We start from the raw sequence: 19,028 nt of genomic DNA, 5'->3' as shown, positions 1-19,028 counted from the left end.
GAGCTGTAATGCGGGCCAGTATGCTACAGATATATGACAGTTTTATGACGTTAACAACCTGTACGTTGTGAATTAACTCGAGATTAACGGAAAAAGACCGCTGCTCGGCCATTCGCTGCGTATAATGTCGCGAAGAAAAGGTTTCTACACTACTGCGAACGATAACCGTGAGGATCCATGCGAATTATTCATACGTCTGACTGGCACCTGGGACAATACTTTTTTACTAAAAGCCGCGCCGCAGAGCATGAAGCATTCCTGAACTGGCTGACTGAACAGGTAGTTACCTACCGAGTCGACGCCGTTATCGTCGCTGGGGACGTGTTCGACACGGCGTCGCCGCCCAGCTACGCCCGCGAGCTGTATAACCAGTTTATCGTCAGGCTTCAGCCGACGGGCTGCCGCCTGGTGGTTCTTGGCGGCAATCACGACGCCGTTGCCGTACTGAACGAGTCCCGCGCGCTTTTAGCCTGCCTTAACGTTGACGTAATAGCCGGCGTCGCAGAAGACGAATCACAAGAGCTGTTGCTGTTAAATGATAGAACAGGAGAGCCCTCGGCCCTGCTGTGCGCCGTGCCGTTTATACGACAGCGTGACATTGTCACTAGCCAGGCGGGGCAGTCGGCGGAGGAAAAGCGTATAGGAATGCAGTCGGCCATCGCCGAGCACTATCGGCGCGTTTACGAACTGGCGCTGGCTAAAAGAGCAGCACTCGATCGTCACCTTCCCATTATATTAACCGGGCATCTGACGACCGTCGGCGCCTCAACGTCGGACTCTGTCAGAGAGATTTACATCGGTACGCTTGACGCGTTTCCCGCACAGGCCTTCCCGCCGGCCGACTACATCGCGCTGGGCCATATTCACCGGCCTCAGAGGGTGGCAGGCCTTGAACACGTTCGCTACTCCGGTTCCCCCATTGCCCTAAGCTTTGACGAAACCGGCCAGGAAAAGAGCGTCGTTTTAGTCGACCTTAATCCTGACGCTTCGCCGCAAATAACGCTGCTGCCGGTGCCGGAATTCCAGCCCATGCGCTTAATCAAAGGCGATATCGACGAGGTGCTGGCCAGGCTTGACGCGTTTAAATCGTCCAGCGAGGAGCGCCCCGTTTGGCTGGATATAGAAGTCGATACCGCACTTTACCTTAGCGATCTACAAAAGCGCATTCAACTAATGGCCGACGACCTGCCGGTGGAGATCGTTCTGCTGCGGCGCAGCAAAACCATGACGCATCGCCATCTGGAACGACAGGAGAAAGAAACGTTGACCGAACTGACCGCCAATGACGTTTTTGAGCGCCGACTGGCGCAGGAGCAGCAGGAATCTCCCGATGAAAACGTCGCTTCGCGCTATCCTCGGCTAAGAGAGATGTTTAACGGCTTATTGGATGAAGTCAGGCTTGAGGGTGAACAAAAGGCACAGGAGGAGATAAAGTGAAAATTCTCAGCCTACGCCTTAAAAACCTCAATTCGCTTAAGGGCGAGTGGAAAATCGACTTCACGCAGTCGCCTTTTTGCGACAATGCGCTGTTCGCCATCACCGGCCCCACCGGAGCGGGTAAAACCACCCTGCTGGACGCCATCTGCCTGGCGCTCTATCACAAAACGCCCCGCCTCGCCGTCGGCCCGACGCAAAACGATCTGATGACCAACCATACCGCCGAATCTCTGGCGGAGGTCGAATTTGAGGTTCAGGGCATCGGCTACCGCGCCTTTTGGAGCCAGCGGCGCGCCAAAGGCCTAGCGGACGGCAACCTGCAGGCGCCGAAGGTTGAACTCGCCTATTTGAGCGACGGAAAAATCATCACCGATAAGGTTCGCGACAAGCTTGAGGCCATAGCTCAAATCACCGGCCTCGATTTCGGACGCTTCACCAAGTCCATGATGCTCTCCCAAGGGGAGTTCGCCGCCTTTCTCAACGCCGAACCTAACGAACGGGCTGAGCTGCTGGAAGAGCTGACCGGCACCGAGATATACGGCCAGATTTCCGAGCGGGTCTTCCTGCGCCATAAAGAGGCCAAAAGCGAGCTGGAGGCGCTGTACGCCCGATTCGAGGGCGTACGGCTGCTTGGCGATGAGGAGCTGAATTCGCTACGCGAACAGGCACAACAGCTTCACCAACAGGAGCAGGTCCTGGAGCAGCAAATTCAGCAGTTGACCAACGACGGGCAGTGGCTGGCCCAGCAGGACGACTATCGGCAGCAGCTATCGACGGCCCAGCGGCAGTTAACCGACGCTCAGGACGAGCTGCAAAAGAGCGCCGATCGGCTGGAGCGCCTGCGGCAAAGCGAACCGGCTGAAAAGCTTAATCCCCTTTACGGCGAACGCCAGCGGCTGCGGGATGAAACTCGTGAGTTGGAACAAACGCTTGTTCGCTTAACGACAGAGACGGAACGGCTTCGCCTGAACGTCACACAGAGCCAGCGGGCCTGTGAACAGGAAGAAAAGGCGCTAAGCGCCATGCTCATTGAGCATGAACAAACGAGAACGCTGATCGATGAACGGATAGCGCCGCTCGATTTACACATTGCCGCCAGGCGTCAGGAGCTGGAGCAGTGGACGGCGCAGAGGGTTGAACTGACCGGGCAGAAGCAAAACGCGTCTTCTGCTCACGCAGCACAGCTTGCCCAGAGCGAGATGCTTGAACGACGACAAAGCGACCTGGAAGACTACTTCTCTCGCCACAAGCAGCACGCTCAGTGGGGGGAAAACCTCCCCCTGTGGCAAAGCCTGATGGAAGAGCTAACGAGACAAAAAGCCGAGCTTGTCCTGTTGGCTCAAGACGTAGAACAGCGCCGCCAGGATCGGGAAAATCTTGAGCGCGCCTTCACCCAAACGTCTCAGGAGCAGCAGGAAGAACAAACGAGGCTTCAGTCCCAGCAAGAGGCGTTTGAGCGCCTTCAGAAACAGCATCGTGCGTTAGCGGCTGAATGCGACTTGGCGTCCCTTCGAAAACGGCGGACGGCGCTGGCAAACGCCCGAGAGGGCGCGCGCGAGCAGCGCCAGCTTCAGGCTCGCTATTTAGAAACGCAGGTCCGGCGCAGCGCGCTCGGTGAACGACAGGCGCTGCTCATGGTCGATATTGAGCAACAAAAGGTCAGGCGAGCGACCAACCGGCGAGAGCTGGAAGATAAGCAGGCCCATTTGGCCGATTTGGAAACGCTACACCAACAAGAAGTATTGCTAGCCCGCTTTGCGCAAGAGAGAGCACAGCTGAAATCAGGCACTCCCTGCCCGCTCTGCGGCGCGCTGGAGCATCCCCTTAATGAAAAAAGCGGCGCCCATAGCGATAACGGCAGTGCGGAGCGGCTCGCTGCGCTAAAGGCCGACGTTCAGCGTCTGCACGATGACGACGTACGGCTACTGAGCCAGATTCAGGCGCGAGAAGACGAAGTTCAGCGCCTGCGAACCGAAGCGACGGCGTTAGACCGCTCGTTGACCGAAGCGCAATCCCAGTGGCAAACGCTTGGCCAAACGTCAGAGGCAACCTTTAGCATTGAGGATGAACGAGGCCTCAATGACCATCTGAGCGCCCTTTTGCTGCACGAACAAGCGCTGGAAGAGAACCTCTCGCATCTGGAACTGGCGGAAAAAGATCTCCAACAGCAGAAAGAGCGGTTAAATCAGCACGCCGTCAGCCTGAAAGAGGCTCAACAGCGCGTAACGCTGCTGGCGCAGGATCTCGCGCACCGCGCGCAGCAAAGCCAGCAGTCGGAAGAGCGGCTCAAATCTGCTGACGATAAATATCAAAGCCGATTGGAACAGCTGCGCCAGCGGCTGGAAAAGCATTCGCTTCCCCTGCCTTTACCAGAAGGCTATGCGGACTGGCTTAGCGCCCGCGAAGGCGAATGGCGCCAATGGCAAACCCACCGCGCTGAATCCGCAGAGCTGGAGCAGCAGGCCGTTGCGCTCAATGGCGATCTTCTCGCGCAGCGGGAGCGCATATCGCATATACAGGCCCAGCTACAGGACGTCGATGAGCGGCTTGCCGCCGGTCAAAAAGAGGTCGAGCGCTTAAACGAGGAGCGCCTGGCGCTCTTTGGCGAACGAACGACGGCGGAAGCCCTGCGTGAAATGACAAAGGCGCGTGCTGAACGAGAACAGGCGCTGGCCCAAACTCGCCAACGCTGGCAGCAAAACAACAGCGAGCTGCAGTCGATGAGCGGGCGGCTGTCGGCGCTCGACCTACAGCTTCGCCAGAGCCGGGAACGCCTGACGAAGCTCGAAACGCTTTTCCTTCAGGCGCTCAACGCCAGCGTTTTCAGCGACGAAGACGCCTTTTTGGCCGCCCGGCTTAGCGACGAAGAACGACTGTCGCTTAACGCTCTTAAAGAGTGCCTGGCAACGGCGTTCGCTCAGGCTACCGCGCTGGTTCAGTCGGCCGAACAGCGCCTTCTCCAGCACGTCGAAACGCGCCCCGCTCACCTGCCGCATGGTGAAACTCGCCAGACGATCGCGGAGCGGCTGGCGCAGCTTTCTCAGGAGATCCGCGCCAACAGCGTGCTTCAGGGGGAGGTTCGCCAAAAGCTGACGGAAGATGGGATCGCCCGCGAACGCCAGGGAGAGCTTCAGGCGCTTATTGCCCGCCATCAGAAAAATCTGGACGACTGGTCGACGCTAAACGCGCTGATCGGCGCAAGCGACGGCGCCAAGTTCCGCCGGTTCGCGCAGGGCCTGACGCTGGATCACCTGGTCTATCTGGCCAATCTTCAGCTTGAGAGGCTGCACGGTCGCTACCAGCTTCAGCGCAAGTCAGACGGCGCGCTGGAAATGCAGGTCATTGACACCTGGCAGGCGGACAGCGTGCGTGATACTCGCACGCTGTCCGGCGGCGAGAGCTTTTTAGTCAGCCTGTCGCTGGCGCTGGCGCTATCCGACCTTGTGAGCCATAAAACGCGCATCGACTCCCTGTTTCTGGATGAAGGATTCGGCACGCTGGACAGCGAAACCCTCGACATCGCCCTCGACGCTCTGGACAACCTTAACGCCAGCGGGAAAACCATTGGCGTCATTAGCCATATTGACGCAATGAAAGAGCGAATTCCGGTACAGATTAATGTGAAAAAGGTGAACGGGCTTGGCGTGAGTCGGTTAGACGAAAAGTTTAGAAATTAGTGCGTTATTTCCAATAGCGACGCGCGGCCTGAAGTAAAAGTGCGGCAAGCCACGTTGCGATTGGGTATGATGGCATCTATGTTTATACAGAGCGCTGCTCTCTTTACGTTAAATGGAAATAAGTATGTTGTGGTTTAAAAACGTTATGATTTATCGCCTCAGCCGTGAGGTTTCACTCTCTGCTGACGAAATGGAAAAGCAGCTCAAGCCGCTAACGTTCACCCCCTGCGGCAGTCAGGATATGGCTAAAACAGGCTGGGTTTCGCCGATGGGTTCGCACAGCGACGCATTAACGCACACAACGGGTAACCAGATCCTCATCGTTGCCCGTAAAGAAGAGAAAATTTTGCCGGCGCCGGTCATTAAGCAGGCGCTCAATGCGAAAATCGCACAGCTTGAAGCGGAGCAGCACCGCAAGTTGAAGAAAACGGAAAAAGACGCGCTGAAAGACGAAGTGCTCCATACGCTCCTCCCTCGCGCCTTCAGTCGCTTCAACCAGACCAGCCTGTGGATAGATACGGTAAACGGCCTGATTATGATCGACGCAGCCAGCGCCAAACGAGCAGAAGATACGCTGGCCCTGCTGCGCAAGAGCCTTGGCTCGCTGCCGGTCGTGCCTCTTACGATGGAAAGCCCCATCGAGCTGACGCTGACCGAGTGGGTTCGTTCCGGACAACTGCCGGAAGGCTTTACGCTTCAAGAGGAAGCCGAACTTAAGGCGCTGTTGGAAGGCGGTGGAGTGATTCGCTGTAAAGGGCAGGAGCTGGTGTGCGACGAAATCGCAACGCACATCGAGGCAGGTAAGCTCGTCACCAAGCTGGCTCTGGACTGGCGCGAGCGCATTGAGTTTATGCTGGCCGACGACGGCAGTCTGAAGCGCATCAAGTTTACGGAAACGCTGCGTGAACAAAATCAGGACATTGATAAAGAGGATTACGCAGCCCGCTTTGACGCAGACTTTTCTCTTATGACGGGAGAGACCGCCGCGTTAATTAGCGAGCTCATCGAGGCGCTCGGCGGCGAACGCGCAGAATAACCTTTATATATACATGGTTTTTCAACCTCTCGCGCTAAGAATAAATAAAGGCGCGACGGTCTAAAAATGGTGGGATTTATATTTTCATTGTAGGCAGGAGTGGTAAACTACCCTCCTGCTTACAACACATTATAAACAGAATTATAGTTTTACTCTTTTTTAGTTTTTGACCCATTAGTTCCATAATTTGCTAAAAACACAGTTTTGCGAACCAATTTAGCGAAAGTAAACGGAGGGAGCGTTTGCATAATTATATCATTAACGACCGGGTTCTTTTTAATACGCATACCGGTACGTTAAGCCGCCTTGACGACCCGCGGCAGATAAGCACGCTCGACGGACACGCTAAGCGCCTGTTTTTGCGCCTGATAGACAGCGGTTATCAGATTATTCCCTTCGATCAGCTGGCGCAGGAAATTCACCGCCCGCCTTCTTCTGAAGCCACCGCGCTTTTGGTACACATACTGGAAGGCATCTCTGAATCGTTTCTGAAAATTCGAGAGCCGGAACCCATATTAACCACCTACTCTTACGGCGTTCAGCTTTCAACCGACGTTGAACTTAAGGTTATTGCCAGCTACAGAACCTTTAACAACAACGGCAAAGAAAAACCCTATATTGCCAAGAGGCCCATTCTCAACGCGACGCTTCTGGCGGAGAAATCCAATATTCAGACGTCTTCCCAAAGTCGGCTTCGCCGGTTTATTTGGTACTACATTCGCGTTGCGCTGCTGGCGGCGCTGTTTATCATCCTGCTCTATGGCGCCCTGTCGCTGTTTTCCAGCCGGCCTAACTACTACGCCGACTATCACTATCAGGGCAACTATTACAGCTGTAAGGTGTTTATCCATAACCAAAAGCCAACCGATTTAGCTCGCCTGAAACAGCGCATCGACAGTTTGAAAATAGACTGTTCTACACCTAAAAACGTGTACTTCAGCCTTCCCGCCGACGACAGGCGGGAGTCCTTTCAGGTCTGTCAGGGCGATCCGGATAAAGATGACGCTCCCTGCGTTAATTACTATGTGGTGAAGGTCAAATGAAACGTAGCCTGTCTCTTATCATCATCGCTGCTGTGGGAGCAACAATACTGCTGATAACCAGCATTTATCTGTTCTACACCCGCCAACAGGACTCGTTCACCTGCTCTACCCATGGCTCTTATCTGTTTGAAAGAAGCGATAAGAGTACGGATGCGCTAATGATATCCAACATGACGTTTCATTTTAAAAACGGTAAAGGCAAGAACATGATAACGGGGTACATTGAGACCGACGGCCAGCGTTATATCATTGACAGAACGATTCTGTTTGACTATTACCGCAGTAAAAACAATGACTTTACTCTAAATACTACCGATATCTTACGCACGTCGCACGACACGCTCCCCAATGAATTGGGCGAACGCTACCTTTACCGCTTTAGTACGGAACGCCATGAATCGACCTATCTGCACGTCATTGATATGAATAGCGGCAAGAAGATTTTTTCCAACGGAACGCTGCCGTATTTTATTTGCCAGTAGTGCGTTCGCCGGTCAGCGCTTTTCGTCTTACGAAATTTCGTGAAAACGCTGACCTTTCATTGCTATATCCTAAATAATTCGAGTTGTATGACAAAACGCCTATGGCGTTTTAAACAGCGCAAAGCGCTGGCCCTGAAAGGGTGAACCCCGTAGGGGGAATTACGCAGCCAACGCACAGGCAACTTGAAGTATGACGGATATAAACCTTCATATTTCTTTCATTCTTTTTATTGGCCATCGATTTATACTAAGCGCCAAGACGTCCAATTCTGGAGAATAGCCCACTGGACGGGGCTATTATGGTGAACAATCCACATGACACGACCTTCTTCCCGACTGTTACGCCCTTTAACCGTTGCGATTGTCGCGGTACTTGCCGCTGGGGCTTACTTTTACTTCAAATCACCGACTGACAGCGGAACGTCAACGGTGAAAAATGCCAGTGGCCAGACCCAGGCGCCAACGGGCCGTCGCAATATGCCGATGCCTCCGGTGCAGGCCTCTGTCGCCACGACTCAAGACGTTCCCCGCTACCTGAGCGGCTTGGGGACAGTAACCGCCTCAAACACCGTTATCGTTCGCAACCGCGTTGAAGGCCAGATCGTTGCCATCCACTTTATCGAAGGACAAGACGTTAAAGAAGGCGACCTGCTGGTTGAAATAGACCCTCGCCCTTTCGAAATACAGCGGGCTCAAGCCGAAGGCCAGCTACAAAACCTACAGGCGACGCTGGTCAACGCCAGGCGAGATCTGGCGCGCTATCAGTCGCTGATTAAAACCAAAATGATTTCACAGCAGCAGTTGGATGAACAAACTGCGCTGGTCAAACAAACCGAAGGCAGCATCAAGGCGGCCCAAGCGACGCTGGATAACGCTCACCTGATGCTGACCTACAGCCGAGTTACCGCCCCTATTTCCGGTCGAGTAGGCCTGCGTCAGGTTGATGTCGGCAACTATGTCACCAGTGGTGACAGCACTGGCCTGGTGGTTATTACGCAGACTCGCCCCATCGACGTCCTGTTTACGTTACCCGAAGCCGCGCTAAGCGACATACTCCCAACCTATCGAAGCGGCGCGCCTCTGATCGTTGAGGCCTGGGATCGGGAAAATAAGCGGCTTATCGCCACCGGCACGCTGCTAAGCCTGGACAACCAGATCGACGCGGCTACGGGCACCATTAAGCTCAAGGCGCGCTTTGACAATCAGGATGAACGCCTCTTCCCCAATCAGTTCGTTAATACACGCATCAAGGTCGATACGCTTAAAAACGCCCTCGTCATTCCCGCCGCCGCCGTACAGACCGGCAACAATGAAAACTTTGTCTGGGTCCTCGGCGACGATAGCAAAGTGACGAAGCAGGCCGTAACCGTCGGTCTGCGCTACGGCGAGCTGAGCGTCATTAACAGCGGGCTGTCGCCAGAACAGCGCGTCGTTACCGACGGCGTCGACCGCCTCAAGGAAGGCGTGCAGGTAGAGGTCGTCACGCCTGGCGCCGCGAAGGATGGCGGTCTCCGGGGACCGTCAACGAAATGAAAGCCGAGCGCGCTCTGCCGACGGGCGGCGGCCTGTCCCGCCTTTTCATTCTCCGCCCGGTTGCGACCACGCTGCTGATGGTGGCAATCCTGCTGGCGGGCATTCTCGGCTACCGGGCGCTTCCGGTTTCCGCGCTGCCCGAAGTCGACTACCCGACGATTCAGGTCGTTACGCTTTATCCCGGCGCCGGGCCGGACGTCACCACCTCGGCCATCACCGCGCCGCTGGAGCAACAGCTGGGACAGATGTCCGGCTTAAAGCAGATGTCTTCCCAAAGCTCCGGCGGCGCGTCGGTCATTACGCTTCAGTTTCAGCTCGATCTGGCGCTGGACGTCGCCGAACAGGAGGTTCAGGCCGCCATTAACGCAGCGACCAACCTGCTGCCGGGCGATCTGCCCTATCCGCCGATTTACAGTAAGGTCAACCCGGCCGATGCGCCAATCCTGACGCTTGCCGTGACTTCCGATGCCGTCCCCATGTCGCAGGTGCGCGACATGGTGGAAACGCGCGTGGCGCAGAAAATATCGCAGGTTTCCGGCGTCGGGTTGGTTAGCCTGTCCGGCGGCGAACGCCCGGCGGTCAGAGTAAAGCTGAATCCTCAGGCGCTGGCCGCCTACGGGCTGGATAGCGAAACGGTAAGAAGCGCCATCACCGGCGCCAACGTTAACTCGGCGAAGGGCAGCCTCGACGGGCCAACCCGTTCCGCCACCCTGTCGGCCAACGACCAGATGCGCTCGCCGGAAGATTACCGTCAGCTGATTATTTTCTACAAAGACGGCGCGCCTATCCGGCTCAAGGATATCGCCACCGTTGAAGACGGCGCAGAAAACGCCCAGCTTGCAGCCTGGGCGAATCAAAAGCGGGCCATCATCATCAACATTCAGCGCCAGCCGGGCGCCAACGTGATTACCACCGCCGATGAAATTCGCAGCCTGCTGCCCCAGTTAACCAACAGCCTGCCGAACGCCGTCAACGTACAAATACTGACTGACCGAACCATCACCATTCGCTCCTCCATTGACGACGTGCAGCTAGAGCTTATGCTGGCCGTCGCGCTGGTAGTTTTGGTTATCTATCTGTTTTTACGCAATCTGCCCGCAACGATTATTCCCAGCGTCGCGGTCCCGCTCTCTCTGGTTGGCACGTTCGCCATCATCTATTTCCTCGGGTTTTCCATTAATAACCTGACGCTGATGGCGATGATCATCGCCGCTGGCTTCGTTGTCGATGACGCCATCGTGGTGATAGAAAACATTTCTCGCTATATCGAACAGGGAGAGAAACCGCTTAACGCCGCGCTTAAAGGGGCGGGAGAAATCGGCTTTACCATCGTGTCCCTCACCGTTTCACTGGTGGCCGTGCTTATTCCCCTGCTGTTTATGGGCGACGTGGTCGGGAGGCTGTTTCACGAATTCGCGCTAACGCTGGCGGTGGCGATACTGCTTTCCGGCGTGGTTTCGCTCACCCTGACGCCGATGATGTGCGCCCGCCTGCTGAGCCATGAGTCGCTGCGTAAACAAAACCGCTTCTCTTTAGCCTTTGAGAACTTCTTTACTCGCGTGGTCGCCGGCTATGGCCGCTATCTCACCGTCGTGCTCAAGCACCCGATGACTACGCTCGGCGTGGCTCTCGGCACGCTGGCGCTCACCGTCACGCTTTATCTGTTCATCCCCAAAGGCTTCTTTCCGCTGCAGGATAACGGGCTCATTCAGGGAACGCTGGAGGCGCCGCAGGCCATTTCATTCAGCGCGATGGCCAAGCGCCAGCAGGAAGTGACCGCACTGCTGTTAAAAGACCCCGACGTTGAAAGCGTTTCGTCGTTTATCGGCGTCGACGGCAACAACGCCACGCTCAACGGCGGGCGAGTTCAAATCAACCTGAAGCCCTTAAGCCAGCGCGACGCGCGGGCGCCGGAAATCATCGATCGCCTGCTCGCTCGAGTAGAAAGCGTGCCCGGCATAACGCTATATCTACAGCCGGTACAAGACTTAACCATTGAAGACAAAATCAGCCGAACGCAGTATCAGTTTACGCTACAGGCCATGTCGCAAGAGCAGTTAACCCAATGGGTGCCGGTACTGCTCGAACGCCTTAAAGCGCTGCCGCAGCTGGCTGATGTCACCAGCGACTGGCAGGATCGCGGTCTGATGGCCTATGTGAACGTCAACCGCGACGACGCGAGCAGGCTTGGGATCGATATGAGCGCTATCGACAACGCGCTGTATAACGCCTTTGGGCAGCGCCTGATTTCCACCATTTATACCCAGGCTAATCAGTACCGCGTAGTGCTGGAGCAGCAGGTCGATAAAGACCGGGTGATGGACGCCTTTGACGCTATTTACCTAAAAAACGCCAGCGGTCAGCCCGTTCGCTTAACCAGCATCGCCACCGTTGAAGAACGCTTTGCGCCGCTTTCCGTCAACCGAATCTCCCAGTTCCCGGCCGCCACTGTCTCCTTTAACCTGCCGCCGAACGTCTCGCTGGGGGAAGCAACCCGCGCCATCACCGACGCGGAGCGCGAGCTTAACTTTCCAAGTGACATTGTCACTCAATTCCAAGGCGCCACGCTGGCGTTTCAGGCCTCGTTAACCAGCACCCTGTGGCTTATCCTGGCGGCGATCGTCACGATGTACATCGTGCTGGGCGTGCTGTATGAAAGCTTTATTCATCCGGTCACCATTCTGTCAACTCTGCCCAGCGCAGGCGTCGGCGCACTGCTGGCGCTGATGCTATTTGGCAAGGAGCTGGACATCATCGCCATCATCGGCATCATTTTGCTGATAGGCATCGTCAAGAAAAACGCCATCATGATGATCGACTTCGCGCTGGCCGCCGAGCGAGAGGAAGGCAAGTCGCCCTATGACGCTATCTATCAGGCCTGCCTGCTGCGTTTTCGCCCCATTCTGATGACGACCATGGCGGCCCTGCTCGGCGCGCTGCCGCTGATGCTAAGCCAGGGCATCGGCGCAGAGCTCAGGCAGCCGTTGGGCATCTGCATGGTTGGCGGCCTGCTGGTAAGCCAGGTGCTGACGCTGTTCACTACGCCGGTGATTTACCTGCTGTTTGACCGCCTTAGCCACCGCCTGGTCGTACGCAAGCCAGAGCAGCAAGAGGTTGCGCCGTGAGGTTCTACGCCCTGTTTATTCACCGGCCGGTGGCGACCACCCTGCTGACGCTGGCGATTGTGCTCGCCGGCCTGCTGGGCTTTCGGCTGCTTCCCGTTTCGCCGCTGCCGCAGATAGACTTCCCGGTGATTTCCGTCAGCGCATCGCTGCCCGGTGCGTCGCCGGAAACCATGGCCGCCTCGGTGGCCACGCCGCTGGAGCGCGCGCTGGGCTCTATCTCTGGCGTCAACGAAATGACCTCCAGCAGCTCTTTGGGCAGCACTCGCATCATTTTGCAGTTTGACATGGACCGCGACATCAACGGCGCGGCGCGAGACGTGCAGGCGGCGATCAACGCCGCGCAAAACCTGCTGCCAAGCGGCATGCCGTCTCGTCCCACCTACCGCAAGGCGAACCCGTCCGACGCGCCTATCCTGATCCTGACGCTGACGTCTGACGTCTATTCGCCGGGTGAGCTGTACGACTACGCCTCTACCCAACTGGCGCAAAAAATCTCGCAGCTGGAGGGCGTAGGCGACGTCAGCGTTGGCGGCAGCTCCCTGCCGGCCGTTCGGGTGGAGCTAAATCCGCAGGCGCTTTTTAATCAGGGCGTCTCTCTGGACGACGTCAGAAACGCGATCAATAAAGCCAACGTGCGCAGGCCGCAGGGTTCTCTGAATCTGGAATCACAGAACTGGCAGGTGCAGACAAACGATGAAATAAAAACCGCCGAAGGCTATCGTTCGCTGATTATTCACTACCAAAACGGCACGCCGGTCAGGCTGCAGGATGTTGCCGACGTCGCCGACTCCGTGCAGGACGTCCGCACCGCTGGGATGGCCAACGGCGTACCGGCTATCCTCATCATGGTGCGCCGAGCGGCGGACGCCAACATTATCGACACCGTCAACCGCATACGCCAGGAGCTGCCGGAGCTGCAAAGCGCCATTCCCAGCGCAATTAACCTTTCTATCGCTCAGGACCGTTCCCCGACTATTCGCGCTTCGCTAAGCGAGGTCGAACGCGCGCTGGCCATTTCAGTTGCGCTGGTTATTCTGGTGGTTTTACTGTTCTTACGCGAAGGCCACGCGACGCTTATTCCCGCCGTCGCGGTGCCCGTATCGCTGATAGGCACCTGCGCCGCCATGTATCTGCTGGGATTTAGCCTGAATAACCTGTCGCTGATGGCGCTCACCATCGCCACCGGCTTCGTGGTGGACGATGCGATCGTCGTATTGGAAAACGTGGCGCGCCATATTGAAAACGGCCTTAAGCCTTTTGACGCCGCGCTTAAGGGCGTGAGTGAAGTAGGCTTTACCGTACTCTCCATGAGCCTCTCTTTAGTGGCGGTGTTTATCCCTCTGCTGTTTATGAGCGGCCTGCCCGGCCGATTGTTCAGCGAATTCGCCGTCTCGCTGTCGGTCGCCATCGGCATTTCGCTGGTGGTTTCTCTGACGCTCACGCCCATGATGTGCGCACGGCTGCTTAAGGCTCATCCTCCCAAGAGCGAACGCGGCTTTGGCCGCTGGCTTCTCGCCATGCAGCACGGCTATGCGCGATCGCTTGCCTGGATGCTTAACCGCGCGCCGCTGGTGCTGACTCTCTTTATCGCAACCGTAGCGCTAAACGTTTGGCTGTATACGATCGTGCCGAAAACCTTTTTCCCCGAACAGGATACAGGAAGGCTGATGGGCTTCGTTCAGGCCGACCAGAGCATTTCGTTTCAGGCCATGAAGCAAAAGATGAGCACCTTCATGAAGATAGTCAACGGCGATCCCGACGTTGACAACGTAACCGGCTTTACCGGCGGTTCGCGCACCAACAGCGGCTCAATGTTTATCTCGCTCAAACCGCTCGGTGAGCGTAAGGACACCGCACAGCAGGTGATTAGCCGCCTGCGCGGCAAGCTGGCCAAAGAGCCCGGCGCCAGCCTGTATCTTATGGCGGTACAGGACGTACGGGTCGGCGGCCGTCAGGCCAACGCCGGATATCAGTACACGCTGCTGTCCGACGACCTTGCATCGCTTCGTCAGTGGGAACCTAAAATTCGCGCAGCGCTGGCGGCGCTGCCCGAACTGGCGGACGTTAACTCCGATCAGCAGGACAAGGGCGCGGAAATCGCCCTGACCTACAACAGAGAGACCATGTCGCGCCTCGGCATCGACGTAACGGCGGCCAACGCGCTTTTAAATAACGCCTTCGGCCAGCGGCAGATTTCCACCATTTACCAGCCGCTCAACCAGTACAAGGTCGTCATGGAAGTGGCGCCGCAATACGCTCAGGACCCCAGCGCGCTGGACAAAATGTTTGTCATTAACGGCGAGGGCAAGGCCGTCCCCCTTTCCTATTTTGCGCAGTGGTACCCTTCCAATGCGCCGCTTTCGGTCAACCATCAGGGGCTTTCAGCCGCCTCTACGGTCTCTTTTAACCTGGCCGACGGTTATTCACTGTCAGACGCGACCTCTGCCATAGAGCGCACGATGACGGCGCTGGGCGTCCCGCCGGCCGTCCGCGGCTCGTTCGCCGGTACCGCACAGGTGTTTAAAGAGCTGCTGCAGTCACAAATTATGCTGATCGTCGCCGCTGTGATAACCGTCTATATCGTGCTCGGCGTCCTGTATGAAAGCTATATTCATCCTCTGACCATCCTTTCTACGCTGCCGTCGGCAGGCGTTGGCGCTATACTCGCCCTAGAGCTTTTCGATACGCCGTTTAGCCTGATAGCACTCATCGGCGTGATGCTGCTGATAGGCCTGGTGAAAAAGAACGCCATCATGATGGTCGACTTTGCCCTGGCGGCGGAGCGAGAAGGCAGATTGACGCCGCGTGAAGCTATCTATCAGGCCTGCCTGCTGCGATTTCGCCCCATTATGATGACCACGCTGGCGGCTATCCTAGGCGCGGTGCCGCTGGTATTGGGCAGCGGCGACGGCGCGGAGCTGCGTCAACCCCTTGGTATCACCATCGTCGGCGGCCTTATCGTCAGTCAGCTTCTGACGCTGTACACCACGCCAGTGATTTATCTTTATTTCGACCGCCTTAGCCGCTGGTTTGAACGCCGCAGAGCGTCAGGCCGCGCCATAGGGCAGCGGGCATAATTTTCAGGAGTCCGTTCATGACCGATAACGCCCCTCACGTACGATGGCAGCTGTGGATCGTTGCTCTCGGCTTTTTTATGCAGTCGCTGGACACGACGATCCTCAATACCGCCCTGCCCGCCATGGCCCACAGCCTGAACGAAAGCCCTCTGCGCATGCAGTCGGTTATCGTTTCTTACGTATTGACGGTGGCGATTGGGCTACCCGCCAGCGGCTGGCTGGCCGATCGCATCGGCGTTAAGCGCGTATTTCTTGCCGCCATCGTGCTGTTCACTCTAGGCTCGCTGCTCTGCGCACAGGCCGAAAGCCTGCAAGAGCTTATCCGCGCCCGCATCGTCCAGGGCATCGGCGGCGCGATGATGGTGCCGGTAGGCCGCCTGACGGTGATGAAAATCGTCCCCAGAGAGCAATATATGGCGGCCATGACCTTCGTCACGCTTCCTGGTCAGGTAGGCCCGTTGGTAGGACCGGCGCTGGGCGGCTTTTTGGTCGAATACGCCAGCTGGCACTGGATCTTCTTGATTAACCTGCCGGTCGGGATTATCGGCGCACTGGCCACGTTTTGGCTGATGCCCAACTATAAGATGCCGCCGCGCCGGTTTGATATGGTGGGATTTATTTTGCTGGCGGTCGCCATGGCGACGCTGACCCTGTCGCTGGACGGCCACAGCGGGCTGGGGCTGACGCATTCCGCCATCATTCTGCTTTGCGCCTGCGGCGCCTGTTCGCTCGGCCTTTACTGGCTCTATGCCCGCCGGGCAGAATCGCCTATTTTCAACCTGTCGATGTTCCGCATCCCCGCCTTTTCCGTCGGGCTAAGCGGAAGCCTGCTGGCCCGCATCGGCAGCGGCATGATGCCCTTTATGACGCCGCTGTTTCTTCAGGTCGGGCTCGGGTTTTCGCCCCTCCACGCGGGGCTGATGATGATCCCGCTGATTATCGGCAGCATGAGCGTGAAGCGGCTGGTGGTTCGCATCGTCAACCGCTTCGGCTATCGCCACGTTCTGTGCGTCTCCACGCTTGCTCTGCCGGTGTTTACGCTGCTTGTCGCCCTTTGCGGCATACGGGGCTGGTTCTGGGCGCTGCCGTTTATCCTGTACCTGCTCGGCGTGACCAACGCGGTGCGTTTCTCCACCATGAACACTCTGACGCTTAAGGATCTGCCCGACGAATTCGCCAGCGGCGGCAACAGCATGCTGTCGATGGTCATGCAGCTTTCCATGAGTCTTGGCGTCAGCATCGCGGGCATTCTGCTGGGCGTGTTTTCAGCCCATCAGGCCGCGGCGGGAACGCCTGAGATCCAGCAGGCGTTTTTACACACCTACTTTGGCATGGCGCTGATTATGACGATCCCAACCTTTATCTTTATGCGAGTTCCGCTTAATAATGCGCCAAACGTTCAGCTTGAATCGCGCAAGAAGCGTTAACGCCCTGACGGAGAAGCCGAGAGATGAAAATAGGCATTACCGGTAAGCTCTTTCTCGCCATTTTGGCGACCTGTATGCTCGTTATCGTTACCATGAACTGGGGCGCACGCTTAAGCTTTGAGCGGGGATTTACCGACTATATTCGCCACTCTAACGAACAGCGCTTTAACCTGCTGGCGAACTCTCTGGCCGAGCGCTATCGCATTGAGGGAAACTGGGACTTCCTTCGCTATAACGAGAAACAGCTCTACCGCCTCCTTCGCTCTTTTGACCAAAACGACGGCCATGAAGACATGCCGCCCCCGCCCGGATGGCGCGTTCCCTTTTGGGTGTTCGACACTCACGATCGCTTGATCTCCGGCTCGTCCCACCCCGTGCCGAACGAAGCGACGCGCACCGCCATTACTCTCGACGGTAAAATCATCGGCTGGATCGTCGCCGTTCCCAGCGAAAAGCTAACCCGGCAGGCCGATATCAACTTCTCTTTGCAGCAAAGCCGCACCAGCTGGATTTTAGTCGCGCTGTCCACCTTTTTGGCTGCCCTGATGACGCTGCTGGTATCCCGCAGCCTGCTTTCTCGCGTAAAAACGCTGGTCAACGCCACCCATAAGCTTGCCGCCGGCGACTTCAGCGCCCGGGTCGCCGTCGCCAGCAAGGATGAACTGGGTACGCTTGCCAACGACTTTAACCTGCTTGCCCATACGCTTGAGAAAAACGAGTCTATGCGGCGCGCCTTCATCGCCGACGTGTCTCACGAATTGAGAACGCCGCTGGCCGTCCTGCAGGGTGAGCTTGAGGCCATGGAAGACGGCGTCCGCCAGCTAACGCCAACGTCGCTTCAGTCGCTTCAGGCGGAGGTCAGCGCGCTGACGAAGCTGGTTAACGATCTTCACCAGCTCTCTCTTTCCGACCTCGGCGCGCTGAGCTATAAGAAAGCGCCGCTAAACGTTATCGACGTTCTCGAACAGTCGTTGGCTATCTATCGGGGGCGCTTTGAGCAAAAGGGCCTGGATATCGAGACCTGCCTGCCGCCAAAAGCGGTTATCTTCGGCGATCCCGACAGGCTTGCCCAGCTGTTCAATAACCTGCTGGAAAACAGCCTGCGCTATACCGATACCGAGCCCGGCGGGCAGCTTATCGTTTCGGCCGATATAGAGAAAGAAAACCTGTTAATCCGCTGGCAGGACTCCGCGCCCGGCGTGACGGACGAGCAGATGACGCAAATCTTTGAACGCTTTTATCGTACCGAACTCTCGCGCAACCGCACCAGCGGCGGCTCAGGGCTTGGGCTTTCTATCTGTTGGAATATCGTAAACGCACATGACGGGCGCATTAGCGCAGCGCATTCCCCTTTAGGCGGACTGGAAATTGCGGTAACCTTACCTCTCATTTCTACGGCGAGCGCAGCGGTACGATGACAGAAAAAAGCGAACTGGCCGAAGGCGGCCTGCCCCCCATCCTCATCGTTGAAGACGAACCCAAGCTTGGGCGCCTGCTGGTCGACTACCTGCAGGCGGCCGGCTATCAGACGCAGCTGTTAACCCACGGCGGCGAAGTGGTTGAGCACGTTCGCCGTTTTCCGCCTTCGCTCATTCTTCTGGACCTGATGCTGCCCGGCGTCGACGGTATGACCCTCTGCCGCGAAATTCGCCTCTTTTCCGACGTGCCCGTTATTATGGTGACGGCGAAAACCGAAGAGCTGGACCGGCTTTCCGGGCTTGAAATCGGCGCTGACGACTACGTGTGCAAGCCCTACAGCCCCAGAGAGGTGGTCGCCAGAGTTAAGGCGCTGCTCAAACGCAGCTATACGACGCCCCGCCCGCTATCGGCTCAGGACGACGCCCTGAGGCTTGACGAGACGCAGTTTCGGGTGTCCTATCGCGAACTTCAGCTTGACCTCACCGCCGCTGAGTTCCGACTGCTTAAGGCGCTTATGGCCAATCCCGGACAGGTGCTGACCCGTGAATCTCTGCTAAATAATCTGTATGATGACTACCGCGTCGTTACCGACCGCACCGTCGACAGTCATATAAAAAACCTGCGCCGCAAGTTGGAAACGTTGGACGCAGAACGGGTCTTTATTCGCTCCGTTTACGGATTAGGATACCGTTTTGAGGGATAGTCCAGGCTATATTCCTTAGTGATTTATGCGCAATGTCGCCCATAATTGAAGGAATACGGCCTAATACAA

11 protein-coding genes are annotated in these 19,028 nt (G+C 56.8%); all 11 read left to right on the top strand.

Annotated features, from left to right (window positions below; all coding sequences use genetic code 11):
* The first annotated feature begins 177 nt into the window (after window positions 1-177).
* The 11 genes from sbcD (at window position 178) to baeR (ending at window position 18,959) form a co-directional block, all read left to right on the top strand.
* The gene (sbcD, locus tag V8L73_RS08980; protein WP_347254675.1) at window positions 178-1,437 is read left to right on the top strand and encodes an exonuclease subunit SbcD; all 1,260 of its coding nucleotides are present in this window, start codon (window positions 178-180) and stop codon (window positions 1,435-1,437) included.
* A complete protein-coding gene (locus V8L73_RS08975; protein WP_347254674.1) occupies window positions 1,434-5,114 on the top strand; it encodes an AAA family ATPase in 3,681 nt (1,226 codons plus the stop codon). The genes sbcD and V8L73_RS08975 overlap by 4 nt, the downstream gene beginning before the upstream one ends.
* A 124-nt stretch (window positions 5,115-5,238) precedes the next feature.
* The gene (rdgC, locus tag V8L73_RS08970) at window positions 5,239-6,150 is read left to right on the top strand and encodes a recombination-associated protein RdgC (RefSeq protein ID WP_027273294.1); all 912 of its coding nucleotides are present in this window, start codon (window positions 5,239-5,241) and stop codon (window positions 6,148-6,150) included.
* 242 nt (window positions 6,151-6,392) lie between these two features.
* Window positions 6,393-7,193, top strand: coding sequence for a hypothetical protein (locus V8L73_RS08965; RefSeq protein WP_027273295.1), 801 nt, complete (start codon window positions 6,393-6,395; stop codon window positions 7,191-7,193).
* Window positions 7,190-7,675 carry a hypothetical protein gene (locus V8L73_RS08960; protein ID WP_027273296.1) on the top strand — a complete coding sequence of 162 codons (486 nt, stop codon included), beginning with the start codon at window positions 7,190-7,192 and terminating at the stop codon, window positions 7,673-7,675. The genes V8L73_RS08965 and V8L73_RS08960 overlap by 4 nt, the downstream gene beginning before the upstream one ends.
* A gap of 315 nt (window positions 7,676-7,990) precedes the next feature.
* The gene (locus V8L73_RS08955; RefSeq protein ID WP_347254673.1) at window positions 7,991-9,208 is read left to right on the top strand and encodes an MdtA/MuxA family multidrug efflux RND transporter periplasmic adaptor subunit; all 1,218 of its coding nucleotides are present in this window, start codon (window positions 7,991-7,993) and stop codon (window positions 9,206-9,208) included.
* The gene (locus tag V8L73_RS08950) at window positions 9,205-12,333 is read left to right on the top strand and encodes an MdtB/MuxB family multidrug efflux RND transporter permease subunit (protein ID WP_027273297.1); all 3,129 of its coding nucleotides are present in this window, start codon (window positions 9,205-9,207) and stop codon (window positions 12,331-12,333) included. Before V8L73_RS08955 ends, V8L73_RS08950 begins: the two co-directional genes overlap by 4 nt.
* The gene (gene mdtC, locus V8L73_RS08945) at window positions 12,330-15,410 is read left to right on the top strand and encodes a multidrug efflux RND transporter permease subunit MdtC (RefSeq protein ID WP_347254672.1); all 3,081 of its coding nucleotides are present in this window, start codon (window positions 12,330-12,332) and stop codon (window positions 15,408-15,410) included. The genes V8L73_RS08950 and mdtC overlap by 4 nt, the downstream gene beginning before the upstream one ends.
* 17 nt (window positions 15,411-15,427) lie before the next feature.
* Complete coding sequence (gene mdtD, locus V8L73_RS08940) at window positions 15,428-16,837, top strand: multidrug transporter subunit MdtD (RefSeq protein ID WP_027273299.1); 1,410 nt, start codon at window positions 15,428-15,430, stop codon at window positions 16,835-16,837.
* 23 nt (window positions 16,838-16,860) lie between these two features.
* Window positions 16,861-18,255, top strand: a complete 1,395-nt coding sequence (gene baeS, locus V8L73_RS08935) for a two-component system sensor histidine kinase BaeS (protein ID WP_347254671.1) — start codon at window positions 16,861-16,863, stop codon at window positions 18,253-18,255.
* Window positions 18,252-18,959: a two-component system response regulator BaeR gene (gene baeR / locus V8L73_RS08930; RefSeq protein ID WP_051155547.1), complete on the top strand. Its 708-nt coding sequence runs from the start codon at window positions 18,252-18,254 to the stop codon at window positions 18,957-18,959. Before baeS ends, baeR begins: the two co-directional genes overlap by 4 nt.
* Window positions 18,960-19,028: the final 69 nt, after the last annotated feature.

It is taken from the genome of Leminorella grimontii, assembly GCF_039789245.1.
Taxonomy (GTDB): Bacteria; Pseudomonadota; Gammaproteobacteria; order Enterobacterales; family Enterobacteriaceae; genus Leminorella; species Leminorella grimontii.
This window is presented reverse-complemented; position numbering and strand designations above follow the sequence as displayed.